The following is a 24,773-nucleotide window of genomic DNA, read 5'->3' as shown; positions in this document are numbered from 1 at the left end:
CAGCCCTTCTTGACCTTGGCCGCCTTGGCCGCCTTGGCCGGCGCAGCCGCTGGCGCTGGCGCCGCCGCCGCGGGTGGCACCACGCCCGACCAGCCCGGCAAATAACGCGCGTCGGCATCGTGCGCGTGCGATAGCGCCTCGGCGAGCGCAGCGTCGAAGTCCTTGCGCAGGCGCGTTTCGGATACCTTACGGCGCAGATAGTCGGCCCACAGGAATTCGCTGAACGGCGTCGTGTCCTTCGCGTAGCCGCCCGCCGTGCGCAACTCGCCCGCGAGGCTGCGATACGGATCGTCGGCAAGGCCGAGAAGCTGCTTCGGCAACTGGTCGAATTCGCAGCGCTCGCCCGCGGCATCGAACGGATGCACCCACTGGTCGTGCTCCATCATGCGCCAGAAAATGGTGGGCTCGAGCCATGAGAGATCCTTGAGCACCGTGACCCGCACGCTCTGCACCGACTCTTCGAGCCACGCGCGGCCAAGGTGGTGATGATCGACCACGTAGTAGCGCGACTTCGGCCCCAGCACGGCGGGAAACCAGTGCGAGTCGATGGCCGCCGCGCGCCCCTTCTTGTCGAGCGTCTGCCAGTGCGCGCGCTTGGCGTTCACCTCCCGAAAGCCCACTGTGATCTGCGTGGGACGCAACTCGTCGAGCTTCACGGTGATGAGATGGAGATCGGTGTTCGGCAGGTTCATGGCGGGCCTCCTGTTTTAGTGTCGGTTCGTGTCGGGGTCGATCGCGCAACGATACAGCCGAACGGCCATGCACGCCGTATCAATCGAACGAGCGCCGCGCGCCCCGTGCGCAGGGTCAACCCTGGGACGGGCGGGCACGCTGGATGCACGCTTTCGCCGCTTCGCCTATAAATGCGCCAAGGGACAGACGGCGCGCACCACCGCGCCCGTCATGCTCCCGCCGCTGTCAGTTGCACGTCTTCCAGGCTCAACCAACGACACAAGCGAGGGCATTTTGGATCTCGAAACCATCCGCGTATTCATCATGACCCGGGGCATCGACTTCGGGACCAAGGTCGTGGCGGCGATCGTCCTGTGGATCATCGGACGCTGGGCCATCAACCTCGTCGCCGGTGTGCTGCGCAAGGTGCTCGCGCGCAACGAGCGCGTCGATCCCACGCTCGCGCATTACCTCAGTTCGATCCTCGCCGCCGTGTTGAACCTGCTGCTGGTCCTCGCGATCCTGCAGGTGTTCGGCGTGCAGACCACCTCGTTCGCGGCGCTCCTCGCCGGTCTCGGCCTCGCCATCGGTACGGCGTGGGGCGGGCTGCTCGCGCATTTCGCGGCGGGCGTGTTCATGCAGGTGCTGCGCCCGTTCAAGGTGGGCGACTTCGTGACGGCCGGGGGCGTGACGGGCACCGTGAAGGAACTCGGCATCTTCGGCACGACCATCATCTCGCCGGACAACGTGGTCAACATCGTCGGCAACAACAAGATCTTCTCGGACACCATCTCGAACTACAGCGCGACGCCCGTGCGCCGCGTAGAGCTGACCGCGAAGATCGCCAACGGCGTCGATCCCGTCGATGCCGCCAGCCGTCTGCGCACGGCCATCGCCAAAATTCCGAACGTTTCGCAGGAGCCGCCGCCCAACGTCGAGATTCTCTCGTTCACGCCCGAAGGCCCGCTGCTGGCTGTACGTCCCTACACCAGCAACGACTCCTACTGGCAGGTGTATTTCGACACCAACCGCACGATTGTCGAGACCTTCAAGGACGCGGGCTACCCGACGCCCGAAACGCCCTCGATCATTCGTCGCGTGGGCACCTAGCGCGCCGCGTTCGACGCGAGCGCCAAAACAAAACGGCATCGCCTTCGCAGGCAATGCCGTTTTTCCTTGCGTTGCGGCCCGAAGGCGCCGGACGCTCAACCGCCGTTGGGCTTGCGCACCGCGCCGCCGCGCGAGTCCTTGCGCAGCATCTTCCACACGCCGCCGATCAGGATCGGCACGATCGCCGCGCCGATGCCGACGAGCACGATCACGTTCAGGTACTGGCGAATGAACGGAATGTTGCCGAAGAAGTAGCCGAGCAGCACGAGCAGCAACACCCAGGACAGCGCGCCCGTGACCGTGAAAAACTGAAAGCGTCGCATAGGCATTTGCGAGACGCCCGCCACGAACGGCGCGAACGTCCGCACGACAGGAATGAAGCGCGCGAGCACGATGGTCTTGCCGCCGTGGCGTTCGTAGAATTCGTGGGTTTTCTGCAGCGCGGCGCGGTCGAGGAAGCGTTCGAGCACAGGAATGTGCGTATTGAACACCTTCGGCCCGATGGCGCGCCCAATCAGAAAGTTCACCGTATTGCCGAGGACCGCAGCCACGAGCAGCAGCACGATCAGCACGCCGAGATTCATCTCATGCGTCGCGGCAAACGCACCGCCGATGAAGAGCAGCGAGTCGCCGGGCAGGAACGGCAGCACCACGAGGCCGGTTTCGCAGAACACGATCAGGAACAGCACCGCGTAGACCCAGCCGCCGTATTGCTGGATGAAGACACCGAGAAACTTGTCGATGTGCAAGACAAGATTGACGAACTGCAGAAGCGTATCCAAAAGTGTCCCTTATTGATCGTGGGCCGCGCGCCTGAAAAAGCGCATTCGCCCTGCGTTGCGCGAGAAGCCAAATTGATCGCGCCATGATACCGAAAGTGCCCGTGCGCCACGAAAATTTCCCGCCAATTTCGGTGAATTTGCGCACAAAGCGCTGCTACATGAGGGTTTCGCGGCGCTGAAGCGCGTCGGGTCGGCTAGCGCCGACTCGCTATAATTGCGCGCATGTCTTCGAACTCCGAACCCACCGGCGCCGTGCCGGATTCCGCCAGCGCCGCCGACACTGGCGCCACGACCGGCGCCGCAGTCGCGTCGCGTGCCGCGCAGCCCGCGCGCGCGATCCAGGCGTTGCCCGACCAGCTCATCAGCCAGATCGCCGCGGGTGAAGTGGTCGAGCGGCCTGCCTCCGTCGTCAAGGAACTGCTCGAAAACGCGCTCGACGCGGGCGCGAGCACGCTGCGCATCCTGCTCGACGAGGGCGGCGTCAAGCGCATCTCCATCGCCGACGACGGCTGCGGCATTCCCGAAGCCGAACTCCCGCTCGCGCTCATGCGGCACGCCACGAGCAAGATCCGCTCGCTCGCCGAACTGGAGAGCGTCGCGACGCTCGGGTTCCGGGGCGAAGCGCTGGCGTCGATTGCCTCGGTCGCCGAGATGTCGATCACGAGCCGCAGCGCCGACGCGCAGCACGCCGTGAAGATCGACGGGCACACCGGCGCGATCTCGCCGGCTGCGGGCGGCCAGGGAACGACCATCGAAGTGCGCGAGCTGTACTTCAACACGCCCGCGCGCCGCAAGTTCCTGAAGAGCGAGCAGACCGAACTGGGCCATTGCCTCGAGATGATCCGCCGCAGCGCGCTCGCGCGCCCGGACGTCGCGATCTCGGTGCTGCACAACGGCCGCGCGGTGGAGCACTGGAACGCGAGCGATCCGGCCACGCGCGTCTCGAAGATCCTCGGCGAAGTGTTCGCCACGGCGCATCTGCCGCTCGACGAGCGCGCCGGGCCGCTCGCCGTCTACGGTTGTGCAGGGCTGCCGACGGCGAGCCGCAACCGCGCCGACCAGCAGTACTTCTTCGTGAACGGCCGCTTCGTGCGCGACAAGCTGCTCACGCACGCGGTGCGCTCGGCGTATGAGGACGTGCTGCACGGCGAGCGTTACCCGTCGTACGTGCTGTTCCTCGACCTGCCGCCCGAAGCCGTCGACGTGAACGTGCATCCCTCGAAGATCGAAGTGCGTTTCCGCGATTCGCGCTCGATTCACCAGTTCGTGTTCCATGCCGTGCAGCGCGCGCTAGCGCGCCACGCGGGCGCCTCGCCCGAGACGACCTCGGGCGGCCATGCCGCGGCGCTCATCGAGCCGCGCGCGCTGCCGGGCGCCGGGGTGCTCGGCGCCTCGGTCGGGCTCGCTTCGGGCGCGGCCGACTCCGCGCGCGCAGGCGCAGCGCCCGGCGCGGCGCCCGGCTTCGGCGCGGACGGCAGGTTCGGCACCGCGAGCGTGGCGAGCAGCTTCGGCGGCGGCGCGGGTGGCCTGCCTTCGCGCGCGTCGGGCTTCGGCCAGCCAGGTGGCGGCGGTGCAGGCGCGAGCAGCGGCAACACCTGGCTGCGCCAGTCGCGCATGACGCAAGGCAGCCTGCCTGTCGCGCAGCCGCTCGCGCTATATGACGCGTTGTTCGGCCGCAAGGATGTCGGCGCCGGCACGGCGCAAGGTTCGACCGTGCTGCAGGCGCAAGACGGCGCAGCCGATGCATTCGCTACCGGCGCGCCGCACGCCGCCTTCGAAGCCGGCGAGGACCACCCGCTCGGTTTCGCGCTCGGCCAGGTTCACGGCATCTACGTGCTCGCGCAGAACGCGCGCGGCCTCGTGATCGTCGACATGCACGCCGCGCACGAGCGCATCCTCTACGAGCAGTTCAAGCAGGCCCTCGCCGAACGCTCGCTCGCCGTGCAGCCCCTGCTGATCCCGATCTCGATGACAGCCGATCCCGTCGAAACCGGCACCGTCGAGGAAGAAAAGGCCACGCTCGAAGCGCTGGGCTTCGATCTCGCCGTCCTTTCGCCGACCTCGATTGCGATCCGCGCGGTGCCCGCGCTCCTCAAGGACGCCGATCTCCAGGCGCTCGCGCGCGCCGTGCTCACCGACCTGCACGAGTACGGCGGCTCGCGCGTGCTCACCGAGCGCCAGCACGAGATGCTCGGCACGCTCGCCTGCCATCACGCGGTGCGCGCGAACCGGCGTCTCACGCTCGACGAAATGAACGCGCTCCTGCGCCAGATGGAAGCCACCGAGCGCGCCGACCAGTGCAATCACGGCCGGCCGACCTGGTATCAGCTCACGCTCGCCGATCTCGATCGGCTCTTCATGCGCGGTCAATGACGCAGTCCACGAAACAGGAAGGCGCAGCGCTGCCCGTCGCGTGTCTGCTCGGCCCCACGGCCTCGGGCAAGACGGCGGCCGCGCTCGCGTATGCGGCGCAGTCGGCGGCGCGCGGGCGCACGGTGGAAATCGTGAGCGTCGATTCGGCGCTCGTGTACCGCGAGATGGACATCGGCACGGCGAAGCCGAACGCCGCGGAGCGTGCGGCCGCCGCGCATCATCTGATCGATATCGTCGATCCGCTGGATGCCTATTCCGCCGCCGACTTTCGCGCCGACGCGCTGCGCGTGACGGGCGAAATCGTTGCGCGCGGGAACGTGCCGCTGCTCGTGGGCGGGACGATGCTCTACTACAAGGCGCTCACCCAAGGCCTGAACGACCTGCCCTCGGCCGATCCGGCCGTGCGCGCGCAACTCGACGCCGAAGCCGCGCGCGACGGCTGGCCCGCCATGCATGCCCGCCTCGCGCGGGTCGATCCGGCCACGGCTGCACGCCTCGCCCCGAACGACTCGCAGCGCATCCAGCGCGCGCTCGAAATCTTCATGCTGAGCGGGCAGCCGATGTCGGTGCTGCTCGCCACGCCGTCCACGCGCGAAGATGAAGCCGCGCGCTACCGCTTCGTGCCCGTCGCGCTCGAGCCGTCCGATCGCAGCGTGCTGCACGCGCGTATCGAAGCGCGCTACGATGCGATGCTCGCCGGCGGTCTCATCGACGAGGTGAAGGCGCTGCGTGCGCGCGGGGACCTGAACCCCAACCTGCCATCCATGCGCTGCGTGGGCTATCGCCAGGTTTGGGAATACCTCGATGGCGAAGTCGACTACGACACCATGCGCGACAAGGGCGTCTTTGCCACCCGCCAGCTCTGCAAGCGTCAGCTCACGTGGCTGCGCGCCATGCCGGAGCGCATCGTCGTAGATTGCTGCGCGCAGGATGCGACCGATCAGGCCGTCGCGGCCGTAGCGCAGATCGGCGGCTGAAGCCGCGTCCCCCTTTCCCCGCTTCGGCTCCCGGGCGCTTTGTGCGCCACAACATCCCCGTTCCGTCCGCAGGCGGCGCACGTGCGTGCGTTGCCCGCGCGCCATCGCCCGCCGCAGCGCGCCACCGAAAACCGCCCTCGCCCGCTTGACTTTCGACCGACCGGATACGATCATTCGTTCATCACTAGAGCAATTGCTCAGGCTTGAGCCGATCGGCCGCTTTGAGTAAGGAGACACCGAATGAACACCGAACGCAGCAATGCGAACGTGATCCTGCACATCGGCGCCGGGTCGTTTCACCGGGCGCATCAGGCCTGGTACCTGCATCGCGTGAACCTCGCGCGCAAGCCCGACGAGGCCGCATGGTCGCTCACCGTCGGCAACATCCGCTCCGACATGAACGCCGTGATGGACGCGCTGGCCGCGCAAAACGGCGTCTACACGCTCGAAACAGTCACGCCGCGGGGCGAGCGCGCCTACGAGACGATCCGCTCGATCACGCGCGTGCTGCCGTGGTCGGCCGATCTCGCGAGCCTGATCGATGCAGGCGCCGACGCGAACTGCAGGATCATCGCGTTTACGGTGACCGAAGGCGGCTATTACCTCGACGAGCACGACCGCCTCGACACCGCGAACCCCGACCTCGCCGCCGACCTCAAGGGCGACCGCACGACGATTTACGGCGCGCTCGCCGCGATCCTCGAAGCGCGCATGGCACGTGACGGCGGCCCCGTCACGCTGCAGACCTGCGACAACCTGCGCAGCAACGGCAAGCGCTTTCACGCGGGCATGCGCGAATTCCTCGCGCTGCGCGGCGCAACGGATCTGCGCGACTGGTTCGATGCCAACACGGCGTGCCCCGACTCCATGGTCGACCGCATCACGCCGCGCCCCACGCCCGACGTGCGCGAGCGCGTGAAAGCGGCGACCGGCGTGGACGACGCCTGTCCGGTGATGGGCGAAGCGTTCATCCAGTGGGTGATCGAGGATCACTTCTGCGCGGGGCGGCCCGCCTGGGAGCGCGCCGGCGCGGAAATGGTCGAATCGGTGATGCCCTACGAGGAAGCGAAGATCCGCATCCTCAATGCCACGCACAGCTGCATTGCGTGGGCGGGCACGCTCATCGCGCTCGACTTCATCCACGAAGGCACCCACGATGCCGACATCCGTACCTTCGCGCGCGAGTACGTGAGCGAAGACGTGATCCCCTGCCTCACGCCCAGCCCGCTCGATCTCGCGAAGTATCGCGACGTCGTGCTCGAACGCTTCAGCAATCCGTACATCCAGGACACGAACCAGCGCGTGGCCGCCGACGGCTACTCGAAGCTCCCGGGCTTCATCGCGCCCACGCTCGCGCAACGCATCGCCGCGGGCGCGACGCCCGCCGCCACAGCCATGCTGCCCGCGCTCTTCCTGCGCTTTCTGGAACGCTGGCACAAGGGCACGCTGCCCTACCGCTACCAGGACGGCGTGATGGACGAAGCGGCCGTGCACCGCATGTTCGAAACCGGCGACCCCGTCTCGACGTTTCTCGGCGACAAGCTGCTGTGGGGCGGCCTCGCCGGCAACCCGACTCTGGGCGGCGCGGTGCGCGGCGCGCTCGCGCGCGTGGACCAGTGGCTCGCCTCTCGCGGCTGCAGCGTTTGAAAAAAGACCGCAGCGCAATCCGCAACGCCCGCGCCACGCGCGCCCTCCGGGTCGGCGCGCATGGCGTCGCGCCCGGCGCGCGGCTAAAGTAGCGCAACTCTCTTCACGACTTCAGCGCGCCTATGTATCTCGGCATCGACCTCGGCACCTCCGAAGTGAAAGTCCTGCTGCTCGCGCCCGACGGCCGCGTGATCGGCACTGCCGGCACGCCCTTCGTCGTCTCGCGCCCTCACCCGCGCTGGTCGGAGCAGAATCCCGCCGACTGGTGGGACGGCACGCGCCGCGCGCTCGCCGCGCTGCGCGAGGCGCATCCTCACGAATTCGCGCAGGTGCGCGGCATTGGCCTCTCCGGCCAGATGCACGGCGCGGTGCTGCTAGACGCGCACGACAACGTATTGCGCCCCGCGATCCTCTGGAACGATATGCGCGCGGTGGACGAATGCGCCGAACTCACCGCACGTGCGCCGCAGCTGCATCGCATTGCGGGCAATCTCGCCATGCCGGGCTTCACCGCGCCCAAGCTGCTGTGGGTCGCGCGCCACGAGCCGCAGATCTTTCGCGAGACGGCCTGTGTGCTGCTGCCGAAGGACTATCTGCGCCTGCAGCTCACCGGCGGCAAGGTCTCCGATCCTTCGGATGCCGCGGGCACGCTCTGGCTCGACGTGGCCAAACGCGACTGGTCCGATGCGCTGCTCGACGCCTGCAACATGACGCGCGCGCAAATGCCCGCGCTCGCCGAAGGCAGTGCACCGTCCGGCATGCTCCTGCCCGCGCTCGCGAGCGAATTCGGGTTGCGCGAGGACGTGGTCGTGGCGGCGGGCGGCGGCGACAACGCGACGAGTGCCATCGGCATCGGCGCCACGCAGCCCGGCGACGGCTTCGTCTCGCTCGGCACCTCGGGCGTGCTCTGCGTGGTGGGCGACCGTTTCCGGCCGAATCCCGCTTCTGCCGTGCACGCGTTCTGCCACGCGATTCCGGACCGCTGGCACCAGATGAGCGTCGTGCTTTCGGCGGCGAGTTGCCTGCGCTGGGTCTGCAAGCTCACGGGCACGAACGAGCCCACGCTGCTCGCCGAAGTCGAGCAGCTTAGTGCGCCAACCCTCGCCGAAGCCCCGCTCTTCCTGCCGTATTTGTCGGGCGAGCGCACGCCGCACAACGACCCGTATGCGCAGGGCGTGTTCTTCGGCATGACGCACGCGACCGACCGCGCGCTGCTCGCCTACGCCGTGCTCGAAGGCGTGACGCTCGCGCTCACCGACGGCCTCGACGCGCTCGCGGCTGCGGGCACCGAAGTGGGCGCGCTGTCGATGCTGGGCGGCGGCGCGCGCAGCGGCTACTGGGCGCAACTGGTTGCAGACGCATTCGACACGCCCACGCGCCAGCACGGCGGCGGCGAGACGGGCGCGGCGCTCGGAGCGGCCCGCCTTGGCTGGCTCGCGGCAGGCGGCAACGCGCGTGAAGTGCTGACCAAGCCGCCCGTGGTGGCCGAGTACGCGCCGAATGCGGCGCGCCACGCGGCGCTGCGCGAGCGGCTCACTGCCTACCGCGCGCTGTACCGCCACGTGCGCCCGCTCTTCGAGCCCACGCGCGAACGCCTCGCGTAACGCGTGCAGTACACTTCGGCCCCGCATCCCCCCGACCCCCATCGTGCCCAAGTCCACCGAAAAACTCGATCTCGCGACCCGCGCCGCCTGGCTCTACTACGTGGCCGGCAACACCCAGAACGAAATCGCCGAGAAGCTGCAGGTGTCGCGCCCGGTCGCGCAGCGCCTCGTCGCGTTCGCGGTCGAGAAGAACCTCATTCGCGTGCGCGTCGATCATCGTCTCGCCGACTGCCTCGCGCTCGCCGACGCGCTTTCGAAGCGCTACGGCCTTTCGGTTTGCGAAGTGGTGCCCGTGGACAACGACACGCCCGAGGAAATCGACCGCAAGCTCGCCGTGGCAGGGGCGCAGGTGATGGAGCGCTATCTGGGCGAAGAGCGGCCGATGGTGGTGGCCGTGAGCAGCGGTCGAACGCTCAAGGCCGCCGTCGATCAGATCGCGCAGCTGGAGCGGCCGCAGCATCGGCTGGTATCGATGGTGGGCGCGATCGCCCAGGATGGTTCGTCGAACCGCTACGACGTCGCGCTGCATATCTCCGAGAAAACGGGCGGCAAGCACTTTCTGCTGCCCGCGCCGCTCATCGCGGATAGCGAGGCCGAGCGCGCGCAATGGTGCAATCACCGGCTCTATCGCATCGTCGAGTCGTTGTCGGGCGAGGCCGATGTCGCGTTCGTCGGCATCGGCAACATCGGCGAGCATTGCCCGCTGCATGAGGACGGCTTCATCACCTCCGACGAAGTGCGCGAACTGATGGACCAGGGCGCCATCGCCGAAATGCTCGGCCTGCCGATCGACGCCGCCGGCAAGCGCGTCGATTCGCCCACGGGCCGCCGCGTGACGAGCGTGTACCTCGATTCGCCGCCGCGCCGCCCGACCATCGGCTTCGCCGGCGGCGCGCGCAAGCGCGAAGCGGTGATTGCGGCGCTCAACGGCGGCTGGCTCTCCGGGCTCGTCACCGACGAGCTGTGCGCGCGCGCCGCGATCGAACGCTAAGCACCAAAAAAGCGCCCGCACGAAGCGGGCTAACAAAGGCAACCTCAGGTACCTCGCCACACAAGACACCGCCTCACCCTCCTCCGAGGCGGTGCGTCCGGCAAGCCAGTGAATTCACGCAGCCAGTTGCTGCGCGAAGCGACGCTCGAACGCCTGGCCGTTCGCGTCGAAGAGATGGCAATGGTCGGGCGTCGAGCCCACCTTGAACGCCTCGCCGCGATCGTGACGCTCCAGCGGCGGAATGCGCGCGATCAGGCCATCGGGCGCGACCGGGCATTCGGCGTAAAGATAGGCGGCGTCGCCGAGCGACTCGACCGTCATCGCCTTCGCGCTCACGCCCTCCGCGCCCGTCATGATGTGCAGATGCTCGGGGCGGATGCCCACCGTCACCTTGTCGCCCTCGCGCGCCTTGCCCGGCTCGACGCCCACCTTCTGCGTATCGCCCGTTTCGTAGCGCACGACGATGCCGTCGCTGCCGATCTGCTGCACCGTGCCGTCGAGGAAATTCATCTTCGGCGAGCCGATGAAGCCCGCCACGAAGCGGTTCGCCGGCGCGTGATATAGACGGTTCGGACTGCCGACCTGTTCGACATTGCCTGCCGAGAGCACGACGATCTTGTCGGCGAGCGTCATCGCTTCGACCTGATCGTGCGTCACGTAGATCATCGTCGTCTTGAGTTCGTCGTGCAGGCGCGCAAATTCGAGGCGCATCTTCACGCGCAGCGCGGCGTCGAGATTCGAGAGCGGTTCGTCGAACAGGAACACCTTCGGCTTGCGCGTGATCGCGCGCCCGATCGCCACGCGCTGGCGCTGGCCGCCCGAGAGCTGCTTGGGCTTGCGGTCGAGCAGATGGTCGATGTGGAGGATCTTCGCGGCGTTCTTCACGGCCGCGTCGATTTCGGGCTTCTTCGCGCCCGCGAGCTTGAGACCGAACGCCATGTTGTCGTACAGCGTCATGTGCGGATACAGCGCGTACGACTGGAACACCATCGCAATGCCGCGCTTGGCCGGCGGCACGTCGTTCATGCGCGTGCCGTCGATCATCAGGTCGCCGCCGCTGATGTCCTCCAGCCCCGCGATCATGCGCATGAGCGTGGTCTTGCCGCAGCCGCTCGGGCCCACGAACACGACGAATTCGCCGTCACCGATGTCGAGGTTCACGTCGCGCAGCACTTCGTTGTCGTCGTAGCGCTTCAGTACGTCTCTGAGGATCACGCTTGCCATGATGTGTCTCCGTTTCTGCTTGAGTCTGCCTAAGCCTGCCTAAGCCGGTTCAGTTCGAACGCGTTTGCGCCTGGTTCATCCAGTACGCCACCCGCGCGGGCAGCGTCGTCATGTCGTCGAAGATTTCGCTTGCACCCGCTTCGCGCAACTCGTGCGCGTGCGCGTCGCCGCCCACGTGCGTGCCGCCCACGAAGCCGAGCACCGTCATGCCGGCCGCGCGCGCCGCGCTCACGCCCGTCACGCTGTCCTCGACCACGAGGCACGCGGCGGGCGCGACGTCCATGCCCTGCGCCGCCGCAAGATAGACGTCGGGCGCGGGCTTCGGCCGGGCGACGATATCGGCGCAGTACACGCGCGCGCCAAAGAAGCGATCGAGCCCGTTGCGCGCCAGCACCTCGCGCACCACCGCCGTGTAGCTGTTGCTCGCACAGGCCTTGGTGAGCGCCACGGCTTCCAGTGCCGCCACGACGCCCGGAAATAGCGGCGCTTCGCGCGCTTCGGCTTCGGCCACGGTGCGGATCGCATCGACGTCGGCGACGGTGAGGCTGCGCCCGAGCGCTTCGCCCGCGCCGCCCAGCACGCGCTCGATGCGCTGGCCGAGCAGCGGCATGACGACGGGCGCCGCGTCCACGCCGGGCCAGCGCGCTTCGAGTTCGCGCACCAGCACGCGTGCCGCTACGGCTTCGCTGTCGATCAGCACGCCGTCGCAATCGCAGATCAGGGCTTGACTGGACATCGCATTGGCCATTACTTGACCGCCCCGAAGGTAAGGCCGCGCACCAGTTGCTTCTGCGACAGCCAGCCGACGATCAGCACCGGCGCGACCGCGAGCAGCGACGCCGCGGAGAGCTTCGCCCAGAACAGCCCCTCAGGGCTCGAGTACGACGCGATGAACACCGTCAGCGGCGCGGCGTTCGAGCTCGAGAGGTTGATGCTCCAGAACGCTTCGTTCCACGAAAGAATGATCAACAGCAGCGCGGTAGATGCGAGCCCCGGCACCGCCATCGGCATGAGCAGATAGACGATTTCCTGCCAGGTGGCCGCGCCGTCCATGCGTCCGGCTTCGAGAATGTCTTTGGGAATCTCGTTGAAGTACGTGTACGCCATCCACACTGCGATCGGCAGATTGATGAGCGTATAGACGATCACCAGCCCGCTCACGGTGTCGAGGAGCCCCGAGTTCTTCCACAGCAGGTAGATCGGCACGAGCACGCCCACCGAAGGCATCATCTTGGTGGAGAGCATCCACAGCAGAATTCCCTGCGTGCGCTTGTTCGGGAAGAACGCCATCGCGTAGGCCGCGGGCACGGCAAGGATCAGGCAGACGATCGTCACGCCGGCCGAAATCATCACCGAATTCCACGCGAACGCGAAGTAGTTGCTGCGCGCGAACACCTCTCTGAAGCTGTCGAGCGTGGGCAGGAAGAAGATCGTCGGGATATAGGCTTGCTGCTCGGTCTTGAACGCCGTGATCGTCATCCAGAAGATCGGGAAGAACAGCGCGATCGCGATCAGCCAGGCAAGCAGCCCCGGCAGCACGCGTGCGATGAACTGCATCGGCGACGAATGCTTGACCGCGTCGGGCGATTGCGCGGGCGTAGCGGTAATCTGGCTCATTTTTCGTACTCCCCTTTGAGGTTGCGCGCGAGCATGCGCACGAGGAAGAACGACACGATGTTCGCCAGCACGACGGCGAGAATGCCGCCAGCCGAAGCGATGCCCACGTCGAACTGCTGCAGGCCCATCGAGTAGATCAGGTAAGTGAGGTTGGTGGTCGCGTTGCCGGGACCGCCGCCCGTGGTCGTGTAGATCTCGGCGAAGATCGACAGCAGGAAGATGGTTTCCATCATCACGACAACGGCAATCGCGCGCCGCAGGTGCGGCAGCGTGATGTAGAAGAACAAGGCGATCGGGCCCGCGCCGTCGATCTTCGCGGCTTCCTTCTGCTCCTGGTCGAGCGACTGGATCGCCGTGAAGAGAATGAGGAACGCGAACGGCAGCCACTGCCACGCCACGATCATGATGACCGCGGTGAGCGGATAGACGGCGAACCAGTCGATCGGCGTCATGCCTATCGAGCGCATCGCGATGGCCACGAGGCCGTACACCGGATGCAGGATCATGTTCTTCCAGATCAGCGCGCTCACCGTGGGCATCACGAAGAACGGCGCGATCGCGAACAGGCGCGCCACGCCCTGACCGATGAACTTGCGGTCGAACAGCACCGCCATCAGCACGCCGCCGACCACGGTGATCACGAGCACCGCCACGATCAGCTCGATGGTGTGCACGATCGACGGCACGAACGAGGGATCGGTAGCGAGGAACCTATAGTTGTCGAAGCCCGCGAAACCCTTGAGATCGGGGTTCAGCAGGTTGTATCGCGTGAACGAATACCAGATCGTCATCGCGAGCGGGATCGTCATCCACAGCAGCAGCACCGCCACGGACGGCGTCACGAGCCAGCGTGAGGCCGAGCGGCGCGATTCGACCTGCTGCGGTTTCTGTGGCGTGCGCGCTCGATTGAATATAGGCATGGGGAGATGGAGATGACGCATGAGGACCACCCTTCTCGGTTGCGCGCCTCTATGGAACCCGGCGCGGCATCGGCTGTCGCGAGTGCGCGCGCCGCGCCGGGTCGCCCGGCGCGCGCACTCGTGCTACTACGCTGGCTGCCTGAACGGCGCAGCCCGACTTCCCGCAGTTACTTCTGATACCCGGCTTGCGCCACGGCACGGTTGGCAGCGGCGTTACCGGCGGTCAGCGCCTGATCGACGCTCATCTGCCCTGCCACGGCGCCCGCAATGCTCTGGCCCACGACCGTACCGAACGACTGGAACTCAGGAATCCCGACGAACTGGATACCCGTGTACGGCACCGGCTTCGCGGTCGGATGCGTCGGATCGGCGGTCTGGATCGCCTTGAGCACGAACTCGGAGAACGGCGCGGCCTTCTTGTACTCGGGATTCTGATAGGTCGAAATGCGCGTACCCGAGGGCACCGAAGCCCAGCCCTCGTCCTGCGCGACCATCTGGACGTACTCTTTCGAGGTGGCCCATTCGATGAACTTCTTCGCGGCGTCCTGCGACTTCGACGACTTCGGCACCGCGAGCGCCCACGACCACAGCCAGTGCGCGCCGTTGGGCGTGGCTTCGGTCGGCGCGGCCGCGAAGCCGATCTTGTCGGCCACCTGCGACTGCTGCTTGTTGTAGAGGATGCCGGCTGCCACCGTCGCGTCGATCCACATCGCGCACTTGCCCGACGACATCAGCGTGAGGTTTTCGTTGAAGCCGTTCGAGCTGGCTCCCGGCGGGCCGTCCTTCTTCAGCATGTCGACGTAGAAGTTCACCGCCTTCTTCCACTCGGGCGAAGTGAGCTGCGCCTGCCACTTTTCGTCGAACCAGCGGCCGCCGAAGGTGTTCGCGACCGTCGTCACATACGCCATGTTCTCGCCCCAGCCGGCCTTGCCGCGCAGGCAGATGCCGTAGGTGCCGGCGGACTTGTCGGTGAGCTTGTCGGCGAAGTCCTTGATCTGGTCATAGGTCGGCTGCTCGGGCATCTTGAGGCCCTTCTTGTCGAACAGGTCCTTGCGGTAATACGTCATCGAGCTTTCGACGTAGAACGGCAGCGCGTAAAGCGTGCCGTTGTACGAGAGGCCATCGCGCGCGGTCTTCACCACGTCGTCGAGGTCGTAGCTCGCGGGCAGGTTCGTCATCGGCACGATCCAGCCGCGCTTGCCCCATTGCGGCGCCTCGTAGGTGCCGATCATCATCACGTCGAACTGGCCGCTGTTGGTCGTGATGTCGGTGGTGGCACGCTGGCGCAGCACGTTTTCTTCGAGAATCACCCAGTTCAGCTTGATGCCCGGATTGGCCTTTTCGAAAGCCGGCGAGAGCTTCTTCAGCTCGATCATGTCCGGGTTGTTCAACATCGCGATCGTGACGGTCTGCGCGTGCGCGGCGCTCGCCGCCGCGACGAGTGCACCCACGCTCGCCGCTCGACTTATGCATTTTGCGGCGGTCTTCATTGCTGGCTTCATGACGTTGTCTCCTTGTTCGTTGCGTTATGTCTTGCTGCAGCCGGGCTGCTGTCGTGATGCGTTGGGCAAGGGTTGCGGGAAATTCAGCTCATCCAGTTTCCGCCGTCGACGTTGAGGGTCTGCGCGGTGATGTAATCGGCGTCGGCGGAAGCGAGAAAGAGCGCGGCGCCCGTGAGGTCCTCGGGCAGGCCCATGCGCCCGAGCGGCACGGCCTCGCCCACGAGGCGCTTCTTTTCGCCGGGCGGACGATGCTCGTAGCGTGCGAAGAGCGCGTCGACCTGCTCCCACATGGGCGTGTCGACCACGCCCGGCGCGATGCCGTTGACGTTGATGCGATGGGGCGCGAGCGCCAGCGCCGCCGACTGCGTGTAGCTCAGCACGGCGGCCTTGGTTGCGCAGTAGTGGGAGACGAGCGCTTCGCCGCGGCGGCCCGCCTGCGACGACATGTTGATGATCTTGCCGCCCTGGCCCTGCTCGACCATGCGGCGCGCCACGGCCTGCATGAGGAAGAACATGCCCTTCACGTTCACCGCGAAGAGGCGGTCGTACACGTCCCAGGATTCGTCGAGGAGCGGGCGCATGTCGAAGAGCGCCGCGTTGTTGAAGAGGATGTCGATGCGGCCGAAGCGTTCGAGCGCGCCCTCCACGATGCGATCGATGTCCTCACGGCGGGTGACGTCGGCGGAGATCGCGAGCACGCGCTCGGGGTACGCGGCGGCCAGCGTTGGCGCGACGGACCCGGCGGGCTTCACGTCCACTAGCACGCAGCGCGCGCCTTCGTCCAGATAACGCTGCGCGACCGCCTCGCCAATCCCGCTCGCCGCGCCAGTCAGCACGGCTACCTTGTCCTGCAAACGTCCGGCCGCCGGGGTCGCGGTGTGTGCCACAGGTGTCTCCAATTTCGTTCGTGCGGGGCGCGCCCGACAGACGCTCCAGAGGAGCGGCTGAGCGATCGCCCGACATGTGAGCATTTGCTCTGTCGTTGATCGAATGATCGGATACGAGTTGGAGACTGTCAAGGCGAACAAACGCGATTGGCCGAGATTTCGATGGTGCGACGCGCAAGCCTCCACTGGCTGCGGCCTGCAGAACCGGCCCCCTGACCGGATGACGAGCTGACTCGCCAATCGAAGTGATACGTTATATCATCTCGCCTTCGCGACGCCGACGCGACCGCGTCCGCTTTCAGGCTCCCTATAGACAAGGATAGAACCATGATCACGTTCAGCCGCGCCAACTGCACGCCCCGGGCTGCCACCACAGACGCGCGCCGTCGCGTCACGCTCGCGCGCCTCGCGGGCGGGCTCGCGCTCGCGCTGGTCGGCGCGTTCGGCGGCGCGAGCGCAGCCCTGGCGGCGCAGGCTGTCAGCGCCACGATTCCGGTTGTCGCGGCGGAGAACTTCTACGGCGATGTCGTCAAGCAGATCGGCGGTAATTACGTGGACGTGACGAGCATCCTGAGCAACCCCGACCAGGACCCGCACCTCTTCGAAGCCAGCCCGAAGACGGCCCGAGCGCTCCAGAATGCGCGCGTAGTGGTGTACAACGGCGCCGATTACGACCCGTGGATGACCAAGCTGCTCGGCGCCACCGGCGCCGGCAAGAACGGCGCCAACCGCACGACGATCGTCGCGGCGGACCTCGTCGGTAAGAAAGCGGGCGACAATCCGCACCTCTGGTACGACCCGAAGACGATGCCCGCCGTGGCGCGCGCCGTGAGCGCCGCGCTCGGCGCAGCGGACCCCGCGCACAAGAGCGTGTACGATGCCAACCTGGCAACGTTCCTCGCCTCGCTGCAGCCGGTCGACGCCAAGGTCGCGGCGCTGCGCGCGCGCTACCAGGGGCAGCCCGTCACGGCGACGGAGCCGGTGTTCGGCTATATGTCGGATGCGATCGGCCTCGACATGCGCAACCTGCGCTTCCAGCTCGCGGCGATGAACGACACCGAGGCAAGCGCCTCGGACATCGCCGCGTTCGAGCGCGACCTGCGCGAGCACCGCGTGCACGTGCTGATCTATAACAGCCAGGCGACCGAGGCGCTCACGCGGCGCATGCTGGCGCTGGCGAAGCAGTCGAAGGTGCCGTCCGTGAGCGTGACCGAGACGCAGCCGGCCGGCGTGACCTTCCAGCAATGGATGCTGGCGCAGCTCGACGCGCTCGACAAGGCGCTGGCAGCGGGAACAGCAAGGCAACACTAACCGTATTCAGCAAGGACAGATGTCATGACCGGGGCCGGCTCTTCGCCCACCGATATCGCTTCATCGCGCAACGCACAGCATAACGGCGCGCACCGCGCGCCCACGCCTGTGCTCACGCTAGCGGGCGTGACGCTGACGCTCGGCGAGCGCACGATCCTGCGCGACGCGAACTTCGCGGTGAACCAGGGCGAATTCATCGGCGTGCTCGGCCCGAACGGCGCGGGCAAGACCACGCTCATGCGGGCGATTCTCGGCCTCGTGCCGGCCTCGCACGGCGCGATCCGCGTGCTGGGCGAGCCGGTCGCGCGCGGCAACGCAAAAATCGGCTACATGCCGCAAACGCGCACGGCGCTCGCGAGCCGCCGCGTGCGGGGCCGCGACTTCGTGGCGATGGCCGCCGACGGCCACCGCTGGGGCCTGCCGCGCGCCGACGCCGCCACGCGCGCCGACGTCGCGCGCGTGCTCGATCTCGTGGGGGCGACCGCACTGGCGGACCGCCCGCTTTCGGAGCTTTCGGGCGGCGAACGCCAGCGCCTGCTGCTCGCGCAATGCCTGCTCGGCGACCCCAAGCTGCTGCTGCTCGACGAGCCGCTCATCAGCCTCGACCCCAACCACCAGCGCGGCGTGGTCGAACTCGTGCGCCGCGTGCAGCGCGAGCTCGGCATCGCGGTGCTGTTCTCCGCGCACGAACTCAACCCGCTCCTCAACGCGCTCGATCGCGTGCTCTATCTCGGCAACGGCGTGGCCGCGCTCGGCAGCGTGGATGAAGTCATCACCGCGCCCGTGCTCTCGCGCCTCTACGGCTCGCCGATCGAAGTGATGCGCATGAAGGGCCGCATCTTCGTGATGTCGGGCGGCGTGGAAGTCGAAAAGCACGACCACGAGCATGAGCACGACCATGGCCACGACCACGGCGGCCATGGCCACGCGCACGGACATGCCCACGGCGACAACAACGACAACACACACGGCCACACGCACGATGCTTGAATACGATTTCATGGTGAACGCCTTCGCGGCGTCGGGCATCGTCGCGGTGCTCGCGGGCGTGGTCGGCTATTTCCTCGTGATGCGCGGTCAGACCTTCGCGGGCCACGCGCTCTCGCACGTCGGTTTCACGGGCGCGACAGGCGCCGTGCTGCTCGGCGTTTCGCCGCTGTGGGGCATGGTGGGCTTCACGCTCGCCGCCGGCGTTTCGATGGGCGCGCTCGGCGAAAAGCTCGCGGGCCGCGATGTCGCGATCGGCGTGATTCTTTCGCTCGCGCTCGGCTTCGGCCTGCTGTTTCTGCACTTCTTCACGTCGTATGCCACGCAGGTCACGGCGCTGCTGTTCGGCAACGTGCTGGGCGTGAACCGCGAGACGCTCGGCGTGCTGGCCGCCCTCGCCGCGGCGAGCCTGGCGGCGCTGGCCGCCATCATGCGGCCGCTGCTGTTCGCCTCGCTGCAGCCCGAACTCGCCGAAGCGAAGGGCGTGTCGCTGCGCGCGGTCTCGATGCTGTTCCTCGCCATCGCCGCGCTCGCGGTGGCCGCGTGCACGCAGATCGTCGGCGTGCTGCTCGTCTTTACGCTGATGGTCGGGCCGGCCGCCGCCGCGCAGAATCTCACCACGCGCCTATCCACCGGCCTCGTGCTCGCCGCGCTGCTCGCGCTCGTGCAGGCGTGGCTCGGCGTGACGCTCGCGTTCTACACCGACTGGCCCACCAGCTTCTGGATCACCGCGCTCGCCGCGCTCGTCTACGGCGCGAGTCTGATCGGGCGTCGCTAGACGCTTCGTGCGCCCAATGAGAAAGGCGTTGCCCCTCGCGGTGGCAACGCCTTTTTTGCTTCTACGGCTTCACCTCGATGAGCACCTCGCCGGCGCGCGGACCGATGCCGGTGCGAACCAGGTTCGAACGCGGCCGTATAGATCGATGAAGCGCGCATAGCGCTGCGCGAGCGCGGCGTCTTCGCGCGGCGACGCCACTTGCGTCGCGGCCGGCGCAAGCACCGCGAGGTCGCTCATGCGCCAGTGTCCACAGGCGAGGCCGCCCAGCATCGCGGCGCCGCGCGCCGCTGCGTTCGGGCAGTCGATCGCGTAGAGGTCCGCGTCGAGCGTGTCGGCGAGCAACTGCCGCCAGCGCGCATCCACCGAGCCGCCGCCCGCGAGCTTGAGCGTCGGCACACTGCGCGCATCCCGCGTGTCTCCATCGGCGGCTTCACGGGTGCTGCGCACGGCATCGAGGCCTGCACGCAACGCAAACGCGACGCCCTCGAACGCCGCGCGCATGAGCGTGCCGCGCGAGTCGCCGAGCGCGGCGCCCAGCCAGCCGCCGCGCGCGGCGGGGTCGAGCCACGGCGAGCGCTCGCCGCTCAGGTAAGGCAGGAACGCGAGCGTCGCCGACGGCGGCACGGCGAACGCATCCGCGTAAGCCGAAGCCCAGTCGTAGGCCAGCCAGCCGCGTGCCGCTTCCAGCGCCACGCCCACGTTCTGCATGGCGGCCATGGTGTACCAGCCGCCCGTCGCCGAGCGGTAGCGATGCAGCCCGCGCCGTGCGGGCGGCTCGCTGCGCGCGGTCACGACGATCTGGCCGCCTGTGCCCGTCGTGAGGAGCGCGTCGCCTTCGTCGGCCAGGCCGGTGCCGAACGCGGCGCAAGGCGTGTCGCCCGCGCCCGTCGCGAGCACGATGCCGGCGGGCAGCCCGAGCGCCTGCGCGGCTTGCGCGCTCAGCGCGCCGCTCGCTTCATGCGACGCGGCCAGCGGCGCAAACCACCGCGCCGGCAGTCCGAGGCGCTCGATCAGCGCGAAGTCCCACGTGCCGTCGGGTGCGGCGAGCGCCGTCGCGCACGCATCCGACGGATCGGCTTTGACTGCGCCACCGAGCGCCACGCGCAGCCAGTCTTTCGGCTGCAGCGCCCAGCGCGCGGCTTGTGCGACTTGCGGCTCGTGCTGCAGAACCCAGCGCAGCAGCGGCCCCGCCATGCCAGGGGCCACGGGGTTGGACTGCGGATGTTCGGGGTCGTCGGGCCACGCGTCGAGCAGCGCATGCGCGCGCGTGTCGGGCCAGAGCATCGCGGGGCGCAACGCGCGGCCCGCTTCGTCGGTGAGCACGACGCCGTGCATCTGTCCGGAAAAGCCGATGCCACGCACCGCGGCGCGCTCGCTCTCCGGCAGTCGCGCGCAGGCCGCGACGAGCGCGTCCCACCACCGATCCACGGCGATCTCGGCCCAGCCGGGCTGCGGTGTTTCGAGCGCATAGGCCGCGCTCGCGGCGGCGCGCTCGACGCCATCGCCATCGATGATGCCGAGCTTGAGTGAACCGGTGCCGAGGTCGATACCGAGAAAACGCGTCTGCGATGGGCTCATGGGGACGATGTGCGAGGTGGGTGAGGACGGGAAGAACGATCATACCGGCGAGCACGCCGCCGAATGTGCGTTGAGCGGGGGATTCAAACCTGCCGCGAACCCGCGTGCAACGCAGCCGATTTCGACGCGAATCATGCCCATTCGCGGGTTAACCCGGTGGGTGTTCGCGGGATGCAAAATGGCTCACATTGCGCATTCGAAATAGAGATCGTAACGACGCTGCCATAGGTGACATGACCCGCTGGGCATCGCCGGCCTCACTTCGAGCCCCCTGCACGCGCTCCGCCATGGCGCCGTACCGCCACGCCGCGCCGCGGCACCCACAGCGCGAAGCCGCCCAATCGCCGCAAACAGGGGGCTCCCCGCCTTGAGCCGCCGCACGCGCGGTCCGAACCGGCGCCTCGCGACGCCGCCATGATGCCGCCACGCGCGCCGATCGCACCCTTATGTCGCCGGCCCATCCCGACGGGCGCATATCGTCGCCGGAAAGCACGGAATAGTCTCCAGTGGTCTTGTTGCATATTTTCTTACCGCATACCTTGGAGGCCATACCCTTAAACCAAGAGACGGAGACAGACGACATGCAAGCCAAGGGCATTGAGGACCAGGCCGCCCAGCGGTCTGGCCAGAAGCAGGTCCACCCCTGCGACGAGCGCCTGCCGTTTAGCCAGCTGCTGACACTCGGCATCCAGCACGTGCTCGTGATGTACGCAGGCGCGGTGGCCGTGCCGCTCATCGTCGGCGGCGCGATCGGGCTGCCGAAGGACCAGGTCGCCTTCCTCATCAGCGCCGACCTGTTCGCCTGCGGCATCGCCACGCTGATCCAGACGCTCGGCCTGTGGATCTTCGGCATCCGCCTGCCCGTGATCATGGGCTGCACGTTCGCCTCGGTGGGTCCGATGATCGCCATCGGCACCAATCCGTCGCTCGGCCTGCTCGACATCTTCGGCTCGACCATCGCGGCGGGTGCGATCGGCATCGTGATCGCGCCGATGATCGGCAAGCTGCTGCGCTTCTTCCCGCCGGTCGTGGTGGGCACCGTGATCGCAGTGATCGGCCTCTCGCTCATGGAAGTGGGCATCAACTGGGCCGCGGGCGGCGTGGGCAACCCCGACTACGGCAACCCGATCTACCTCGGCCTCTCGCTGCTCGTGCTGATGCTGATCCTGCTCATCAACAAGTTCGGGCGCGGCTTCATCGCCAATATCTCGGTGCTGCTCGGCATCGTCGCGGGCTTCGCCATCGCGCTTGCGCTCGGTCGCGTGAACCTCGAAGGCATGGCCAGCGCGCCGTGGGTCGGCATCGTCATGCCGTTCCACTTCGGCATGCCCAAGTTCCACATCCTGCCGATCGCGACGATGGTGATCGTGATGTTCGTCACCTTCATCGAATCGACGGGCATGTTCCTCGCGGTAGGCGACATGGTCGAGCGCCCCGTCGATCAGGCCACGCTCGTGCGCGGCCTGCGCGTCGACGGTCTCGGCACGATGATCGGCGGCATCTTCAACTCGTTCCCGCATACGTCGTTCTCGCAGAACGTGGGCTTGATCGGCGTGACGGGCGTGAAGAGCCGCTATGTGTGCGCGATGGGCGGCGTGATTCTCGTGCTGCTCGGCCTCTTTCCGAAGATGGCGCAGATGGTCGCCTCCGTGCCCGCCTTCGTGCTGGGCGGCGCAGGCATCGTGATGTTCGGCATGGTGGCGGCGAACGGCATCAAGGTGCTCTCTCGCGTGGACTTCGTGAAGAACCAGCACAACCTCTTCATCGTGGCCGTGAGCGTGGGTTTCGGCCTCGTGCCGGTGGTGTCGCCGCACTTCTTCGCCAAGCTGCCGCCCGCGCTTTCGCCGCTGCTCCATAGCGGCATCCTGCTCGCTTCGGTTTCGGCGGTGGTGCTGAACCTGATCTTCAACGGTGCGAAGAGCGAGAAAGCCGCCGAGCGCGCCATCCGCCGCGCCGGGCACGATTTCGAAGGCCGCCCCGATGCCGCGCCGACGCCGGATACGGGCCACGAAATGCCGCGCTCGGCCGCGCACTGAGTCGATCTCACTGCACTGATCGAACCGGGTTTGAATGTATTGAGTTGACGCGAGAGGTGCCCCGCTCGCAGGTGCCCATCCATACACAGGCGGGCGGGGTCTTTTGCTGGTTCGGCGCCATGGGAAACCATGGCGCTTTTTTTAACCGCGCTGCGCACGCTCACACGCGAAAAAAAACGCCACGGTCTCCCGTGGCGTTCTGGCTTCCGATTCCGAAACCGTAGAGCGTTATCCCGCCGTCGCCGTAGCCGCCGAAGCCGCCGCCGGCGCGCTGGCCGCGCCGTAATCGGCTGGCGCATCGGGCTCGCGCGGCGTCTCGCCTGCATGCGCGATCCAGCCGCCGCCCAACGCGCGATACAGATCGACGAGGTTGGTCAGGCGCGCAAGGCGCGCCGTGACGAGCGACTGCTGCGCAGAGTAGAGGCTGGTCTGCGCGGCCAGCACCGGCAGATAGCTGTCCACGCCGTTCTTGTAGCGCAGTTCCGATAGCGTGAGCGAGCGCTGGTTCGCAAAAGTGCTGCGCTCGAGCGCGGCGATCTGCTCGTCGTAGGTGCCTCGTGCAGCCAGGCCGTCGGCCACTTCGCGGAACGCCGACTGGATCGACTTCTCGTAGTTGGCGATTTCGATGCGCTTCTCGACGTTCGCGAGTTGCAGGTTCGCGATGTTCGAGCCGCCTTCGAAGATCGGCAGCGTGATCTGCGGCACGAAACTCCACGCCGCCGTGCCCGCCTTGAAGAGCCCGCCGAGCGAGAGGCTTTCGGTGCCGAACGCCGCCGTGAGCGAGATCTTCGGGAAGAACGCCGCACGCGCCGCGCCGATATTGGCGTTTGCCGCAAGCAGTGTTTGCTCAGCCTGCATGATGTCCGGACGACGCGTGAGCAGATCCGAAGGCAGGCCTGCCGGAATGTCGTTGACCAGCGGCTGGCCGTCGAGCGGCAGGCCTTGCGGCAGATCCGCCGGCAGCGGCTCGCCGATCAGCAGCACGAGCGCGTTTTCGGCCTGCGCGCGTGCCCGCAGTTGCGCCTGCATGTTGGCCTGCGCGTTCTCGACCACCGTTTGCGCCTGGCGCAAATCGAGTTCGGTGCCGGTGCCCGTATCGAACTGCGCCTTCGCGATGTTGTACGAGTCCTGCGCCGTCTTGAGCGTTTCCTGCGTGACCTTGAGCAGGTCGTCGTCGGAGAGCATGGTCAGGTACTGGTCCGCGACTTCCGAAACCAGCGTGATTTCCGCTGCCTTGCGTGCATACGCCGTCGAGAGGTACTGCGCCAACGCCTGGTCCTTCAGGCTGCGGATGCGCCCCCAGAAGTCCAGCTCCCACGACGCCTGCACGCCCACGTTGTAGACGCTGTACGGGTTCGGACTGTTCGGTGTGGTCAGCAGATCCCTCGGTGTGCGCGTGCGCGTGTCCGTGGCCACGCCGTTGATCGCCGGGAACAGCTCGGCGCGCGTGATCTGATACTGCGCGCGCGCCGCCTCGACGTTGAGCACCGACACGCGCAGATCGCGGTTGTTCTTCAGCGCGATGTCGACGAGTTGCTGCAGACGCGGATCGACGAAGAACTCGCGCCAGCCGATGTCGGTAGCCGCGGCGCCATTGGCGCTCGGGGCGGCCTGGCCGTTCTGGCCATTCGCGCCCCCGGCAACCGGCTGCGTCGCGTACACGCCGCCTTGCGGGAAGCTCTGCGACACCGGCGCTTCGGGCCGGTGGTACCACGGCTCCATCGTGCAACCCGCGAGGAGCGCAGCGGCCGCTGCAATTACGGTTAGTTTATGCATC

19 protein-coding genes and 1 pseudogene are annotated in these 24,773 nt (G+C 67.3%); 10 read left to right on the top strand and 10 right to left on the bottom strand.

Annotated elements, in window-relative coordinates; translation table 11 throughout:
* Positions 1-77: 77 nt before the first annotated feature.
* Positions 78-692, bottom strand: a pseudogene (locus tag ACOJB8_RS12335) (ParB-like protein); the annotation flags it as partial.
* A gap of 274 nt (positions 693-966) precedes the next feature.
* Here ACOJB8_RS12335 and ACOJB8_RS12330 point away from each other — a divergent pair.
* Positions 967-1,782: a mechanosensitive ion channel family protein gene (locus tag ACOJB8_RS12330; protein ID WP_069262818.1), complete on the top strand. Its 816-nt coding sequence runs from the start codon at positions 967-969 to the stop codon at positions 1,780-1,782.
* Positions 1,783-1,877: 95 nt separating this feature from the next.
* Here the strand turns inward: ACOJB8_RS12330 and ACOJB8_RS12325 are convergent, their stop codons facing one another.
* Positions 1,878-2,564, bottom strand: a complete 687-nt coding sequence (locus tag ACOJB8_RS12325; RefSeq protein ID WP_069262819.1) for a DedA family protein — start codon at positions 2,562-2,564, stop codon at positions 1,878-1,880.
* 222 nt (positions 2,565-2,786) lie between these two features.
* Between ACOJB8_RS12325 and mutL the strand changes: the two genes are divergently transcribed.
* From mutL to ACOJB8_RS12300, 5 genes are all read left to right on the top strand, one after another.
* The gene (gene mutL / locus ACOJB8_RS12320) at positions 2,787-4,937 is read left to right on the top strand and encodes a DNA mismatch repair endonuclease MutL (protein WP_342948467.1); all 2,151 of its coding nucleotides are present in this window, start codon (positions 2,787-2,789) and stop codon (positions 4,935-4,937) included.
* Positions 4,934-5,914: a tRNA (adenosine(37)-N6)-dimethylallyltransferase MiaA gene (gene miaA / locus ACOJB8_RS12315; protein WP_342948466.1), complete on the top strand. Its 981-nt coding sequence runs from the start codon at positions 4,934-4,936 to the stop codon at positions 5,912-5,914. The genes mutL and miaA overlap by 4 nt, the downstream gene beginning before the upstream one ends.
* Positions 5,915-6,154: 240 nt before the next feature.
* Positions 6,155-7,561: a D-arabinitol 4-dehydrogenase gene (dalD, locus tag ACOJB8_RS12310; protein WP_475012730.1), complete on the top strand. Its 1,407-nt coding sequence runs from the start codon at positions 6,155-6,157 to the stop codon at positions 7,559-7,561.
* 122 nt (positions 7,562-7,683) lie between these two features.
* Positions 7,684-9,165 carry a xylulokinase gene (gene xylB, locus ACOJB8_RS12305; RefSeq protein ID WP_475012728.1) on the top strand — a complete coding sequence of 494 codons (1,482 nt, stop codon included), beginning with the start codon at positions 7,684-7,686 and terminating at the stop codon, positions 9,163-9,165.
* Between the two features lie 43 nt (positions 9,166-9,208).
* A complete protein-coding gene (locus ACOJB8_RS12300) occupies positions 9,209-10,156 on the top strand; it encodes a sugar-binding transcriptional regulator (RefSeq protein WP_342948464.1) in 948 nt (315 codons plus the stop codon).
* Between the two features lie 114 nt (positions 10,157-10,270).
* On the opposite strand, the gene ACOJB8_RS12295 is transcribed toward ACOJB8_RS12300, so the two are convergent.
* From ACOJB8_RS12295 to ACOJB8_RS12270, 6 genes are all read right to left on the bottom strand, one after another.
* Complete coding sequence (locus ACOJB8_RS12295) at positions 10,271-11,380, bottom strand: ABC transporter ATP-binding protein (protein WP_342948463.1); 1,110 nt, start codon at positions 11,378-11,380, stop codon at positions 10,271-10,273.
* A 49-nt stretch (positions 11,381-11,429) separates the two neighbouring features.
* Complete coding sequence (locus ACOJB8_RS12290) at positions 11,430-12,116, bottom strand: HAD family hydrolase (RefSeq protein ID WP_475012726.1); 687 nt, start codon at positions 12,114-12,116, stop codon at positions 11,430-11,432.
* Positions 12,117-12,127: 11 nt separating this feature from the next.
* Positions 12,128-12,937, bottom strand: coding sequence for a carbohydrate ABC transporter permease (locus ACOJB8_RS12285; protein ID WP_428995992.1), 810 nt, complete (start codon positions 12,935-12,937; stop codon positions 12,128-12,130).
* A gap of 56 nt (positions 12,938-12,993) precedes the next feature.
* A complete protein-coding gene (locus tag ACOJB8_RS12280; RefSeq protein WP_069262827.1) occupies positions 12,994-13,938 on the bottom strand; it encodes a carbohydrate ABC transporter permease in 945 nt (314 codons plus the stop codon).
* Positions 13,939-14,084: 146 nt separating this feature from the next.
* A complete protein-coding gene (locus ACOJB8_RS12275) occupies positions 14,085-15,419 on the bottom strand; it encodes an ABC transporter substrate-binding protein (protein ID WP_342948460.1) in 1,335 nt (444 codons plus the stop codon).
* A gap of 83 nt (positions 15,420-15,502) precedes the next feature.
* Positions 15,503-16,273, bottom strand: coding sequence for an L-iditol 2-dehydrogenase (locus tag ACOJB8_RS12270; RefSeq protein WP_370684263.1), 771 nt, complete (start codon positions 16,271-16,273; stop codon positions 15,503-15,505).
* A gap of 360 nt (positions 16,274-16,633) precedes the next feature.
* Here ACOJB8_RS12270 and ACOJB8_RS12265 point away from each other — a divergent pair, with 360 nt between their 5' ends.
* From ACOJB8_RS12265 to ACOJB8_RS12255, 3 genes are read left to right on the top strand one after another with little or no spacing between them, the layout of a single operon-like run.
* Positions 16,634-17,617, top strand: coding sequence for a metal ABC transporter solute-binding protein (locus ACOJB8_RS12265; protein ID WP_475012724.1), 984 nt, complete (start codon positions 16,634-16,636; stop codon positions 17,615-17,617).
* 24 nt (positions 17,618-17,641) lie between these two features.
* The gene (locus ACOJB8_RS12260; RefSeq protein WP_069262830.1) at positions 17,642-18,607 is read left to right on the top strand and encodes an ABC transporter ATP-binding protein; all 966 of its coding nucleotides are present in this window, start codon (positions 17,642-17,644) and stop codon (positions 18,605-18,607) included.
* Entirely contained in the window at positions 18,600-19,382 is a 783-nt protein-coding gene (locus ACOJB8_RS12255) for a metal ABC transporter permease (protein WP_069262831.1), read from the top strand. The genes ACOJB8_RS12260 and ACOJB8_RS12255 overlap by 8 nt, the downstream gene beginning before the upstream one ends.
* A 69-nt stretch (positions 19,383-19,451) precedes the next feature.
* On the opposite strand, the gene ACOJB8_RS12250 is transcribed toward ACOJB8_RS12255, so the two are convergent.
* A complete protein-coding gene (locus ACOJB8_RS12250) occupies positions 19,452-20,960 on the bottom strand; it encodes a xylulokinase (protein ID WP_475012722.1) in 1,509 nt (502 codons plus the stop codon).
* Between the two features lie 581 nt (positions 20,961-21,541).
* On the opposite strand from ACOJB8_RS12250, the gene ACOJB8_RS12245 reads away from it, so the two are divergent.
* A complete protein-coding gene (locus ACOJB8_RS12245) occupies positions 21,542-22,996 on the top strand; it encodes a nucleobase:cation symporter-2 family protein (RefSeq protein ID WP_069262833.1) in 1,455 nt (484 codons plus the stop codon).
* Positions 22,997-23,224: 228 nt separating this feature from the next.
* On the opposite strand, the gene ACOJB8_RS12240 is transcribed toward ACOJB8_RS12245, so the two are convergent.
* Positions 23,225-24,772, bottom strand: a complete 1,548-nt coding sequence (locus ACOJB8_RS12240) for an efflux transporter outer membrane subunit (RefSeq protein WP_475012720.1) — start codon at positions 24,770-24,772, stop codon at positions 23,225-23,227.
* Between the last annotated feature and the right edge of the window lies 1 nt (position 24,773).

Source organism: Paraburkholderia sp. BR10141, assembly GCF_056155635.1.
The sequence above is the reverse complement of the archived record's forward strand: the minus strand, read 5'-3'. Positions and strand labels throughout refer to the sequence as shown.

What these genes read in the sequence shown, in the direction of transcription:
- mutL (WP_342948467.1), top strand. Translation starts at nt 2,787, where the DNA reads ATGTCTTCGAACTCCGAACCCACCGGCGCCGTGCCGGATTCCGCCAGC.
- miaA (WP_342948466.1), top strand. Translation starts at nt 4,934, where the DNA reads ATGACGCAGTCCACGAAACAGGAAGGCGCAGCGCTGCCCGTCGCGTGT.
- dalD (WP_475012730.1), top strand. Translation starts at nt 6,155, where the DNA reads ATGAACACCGAACGCAGCAATGCGAACGTGATCCTGCACATCGGCGCC.
- xylB (WP_475012728.1), top strand. Translation starts at nt 7,684, where the DNA reads ATGTATCTCGGCATCGACCTCGGCACCTCCGAAGTGAAAGTCCTGCTG.
- ACOJB8_RS12295 (WP_342948463.1), bottom strand. Translation starts at nt 11,380, where the DNA reads ATGGCAAGCGTGATCCTCAGAGACGTACTGAAGCGCTACGACGACAAC.
- ACOJB8_RS12290 (WP_475012726.1), bottom strand. Translation starts at nt 12,116, where the DNA reads ATGTCCAGTCAAGCCCTGATCTGCGATTGCGACGGCGTGCTGATCGAC.
- ACOJB8_RS12285 (WP_428995992.1), bottom strand. Translation starts at nt 12,937, where the DNA reads ATGCAGTTCATCGCACGCGTGCTGCCGGGGCTGCTTGCCTGGCTGATC.
- ACOJB8_RS12280 (WP_069262827.1), bottom strand. Translation starts at nt 13,938, where the DNA reads ATGCGTCATCTCCATCTCCCCATGCCTATATTCAATCGAGCGCGCACG.
- ACOJB8_RS12275 (WP_342948460.1), bottom strand. Translation starts at nt 15,419, where the DNA reads ATGAAGCCAGCAATGAAGACCGCCGCAAAATGCATAAGTCGAGCGGCG.
- ACOJB8_RS12265 (WP_475012724.1), top strand. Translation starts at nt 16,634, where the DNA reads ATGATCACGTTCAGCCGCGCCAACTGCACGCCCCGGGCTGCCACCACA.
- ACOJB8_RS12260 (WP_069262830.1), top strand. Translation starts at nt 17,642, where the DNA reads ATGACCGGGGCCGGCTCTTCGCCCACCGATATCGCTTCATCGCGCAAC.
- ACOJB8_RS12255 (WP_069262831.1), top strand. Translation starts at nt 18,600, where the DNA reads ATGCTTGAATACGATTTCATGGTGAACGCCTTCGCGGCGTCGGGCATC.
- ACOJB8_RS12250 (WP_475012722.1), bottom strand. Translation starts at nt 20,960, where the DNA reads ATGAGCCCATCGCAGACGCGTTTTCTCGGTATCGACCTCGGCACCGGT.
- ACOJB8_RS12245 (WP_069262833.1), top strand. Translation starts at nt 21,542, where the DNA reads ATGCAAGCCAAGGGCATTGAGGACCAGGCCGCCCAGCGGTCTGGCCAG.
- ACOJB8_RS12240 (WP_475012720.1), bottom strand. Translation starts at nt 24,772, where the DNA reads ATGCATAAACTAACCGTAATTGCAGCGGCCGCTGCGCTCCTCGCGGGT.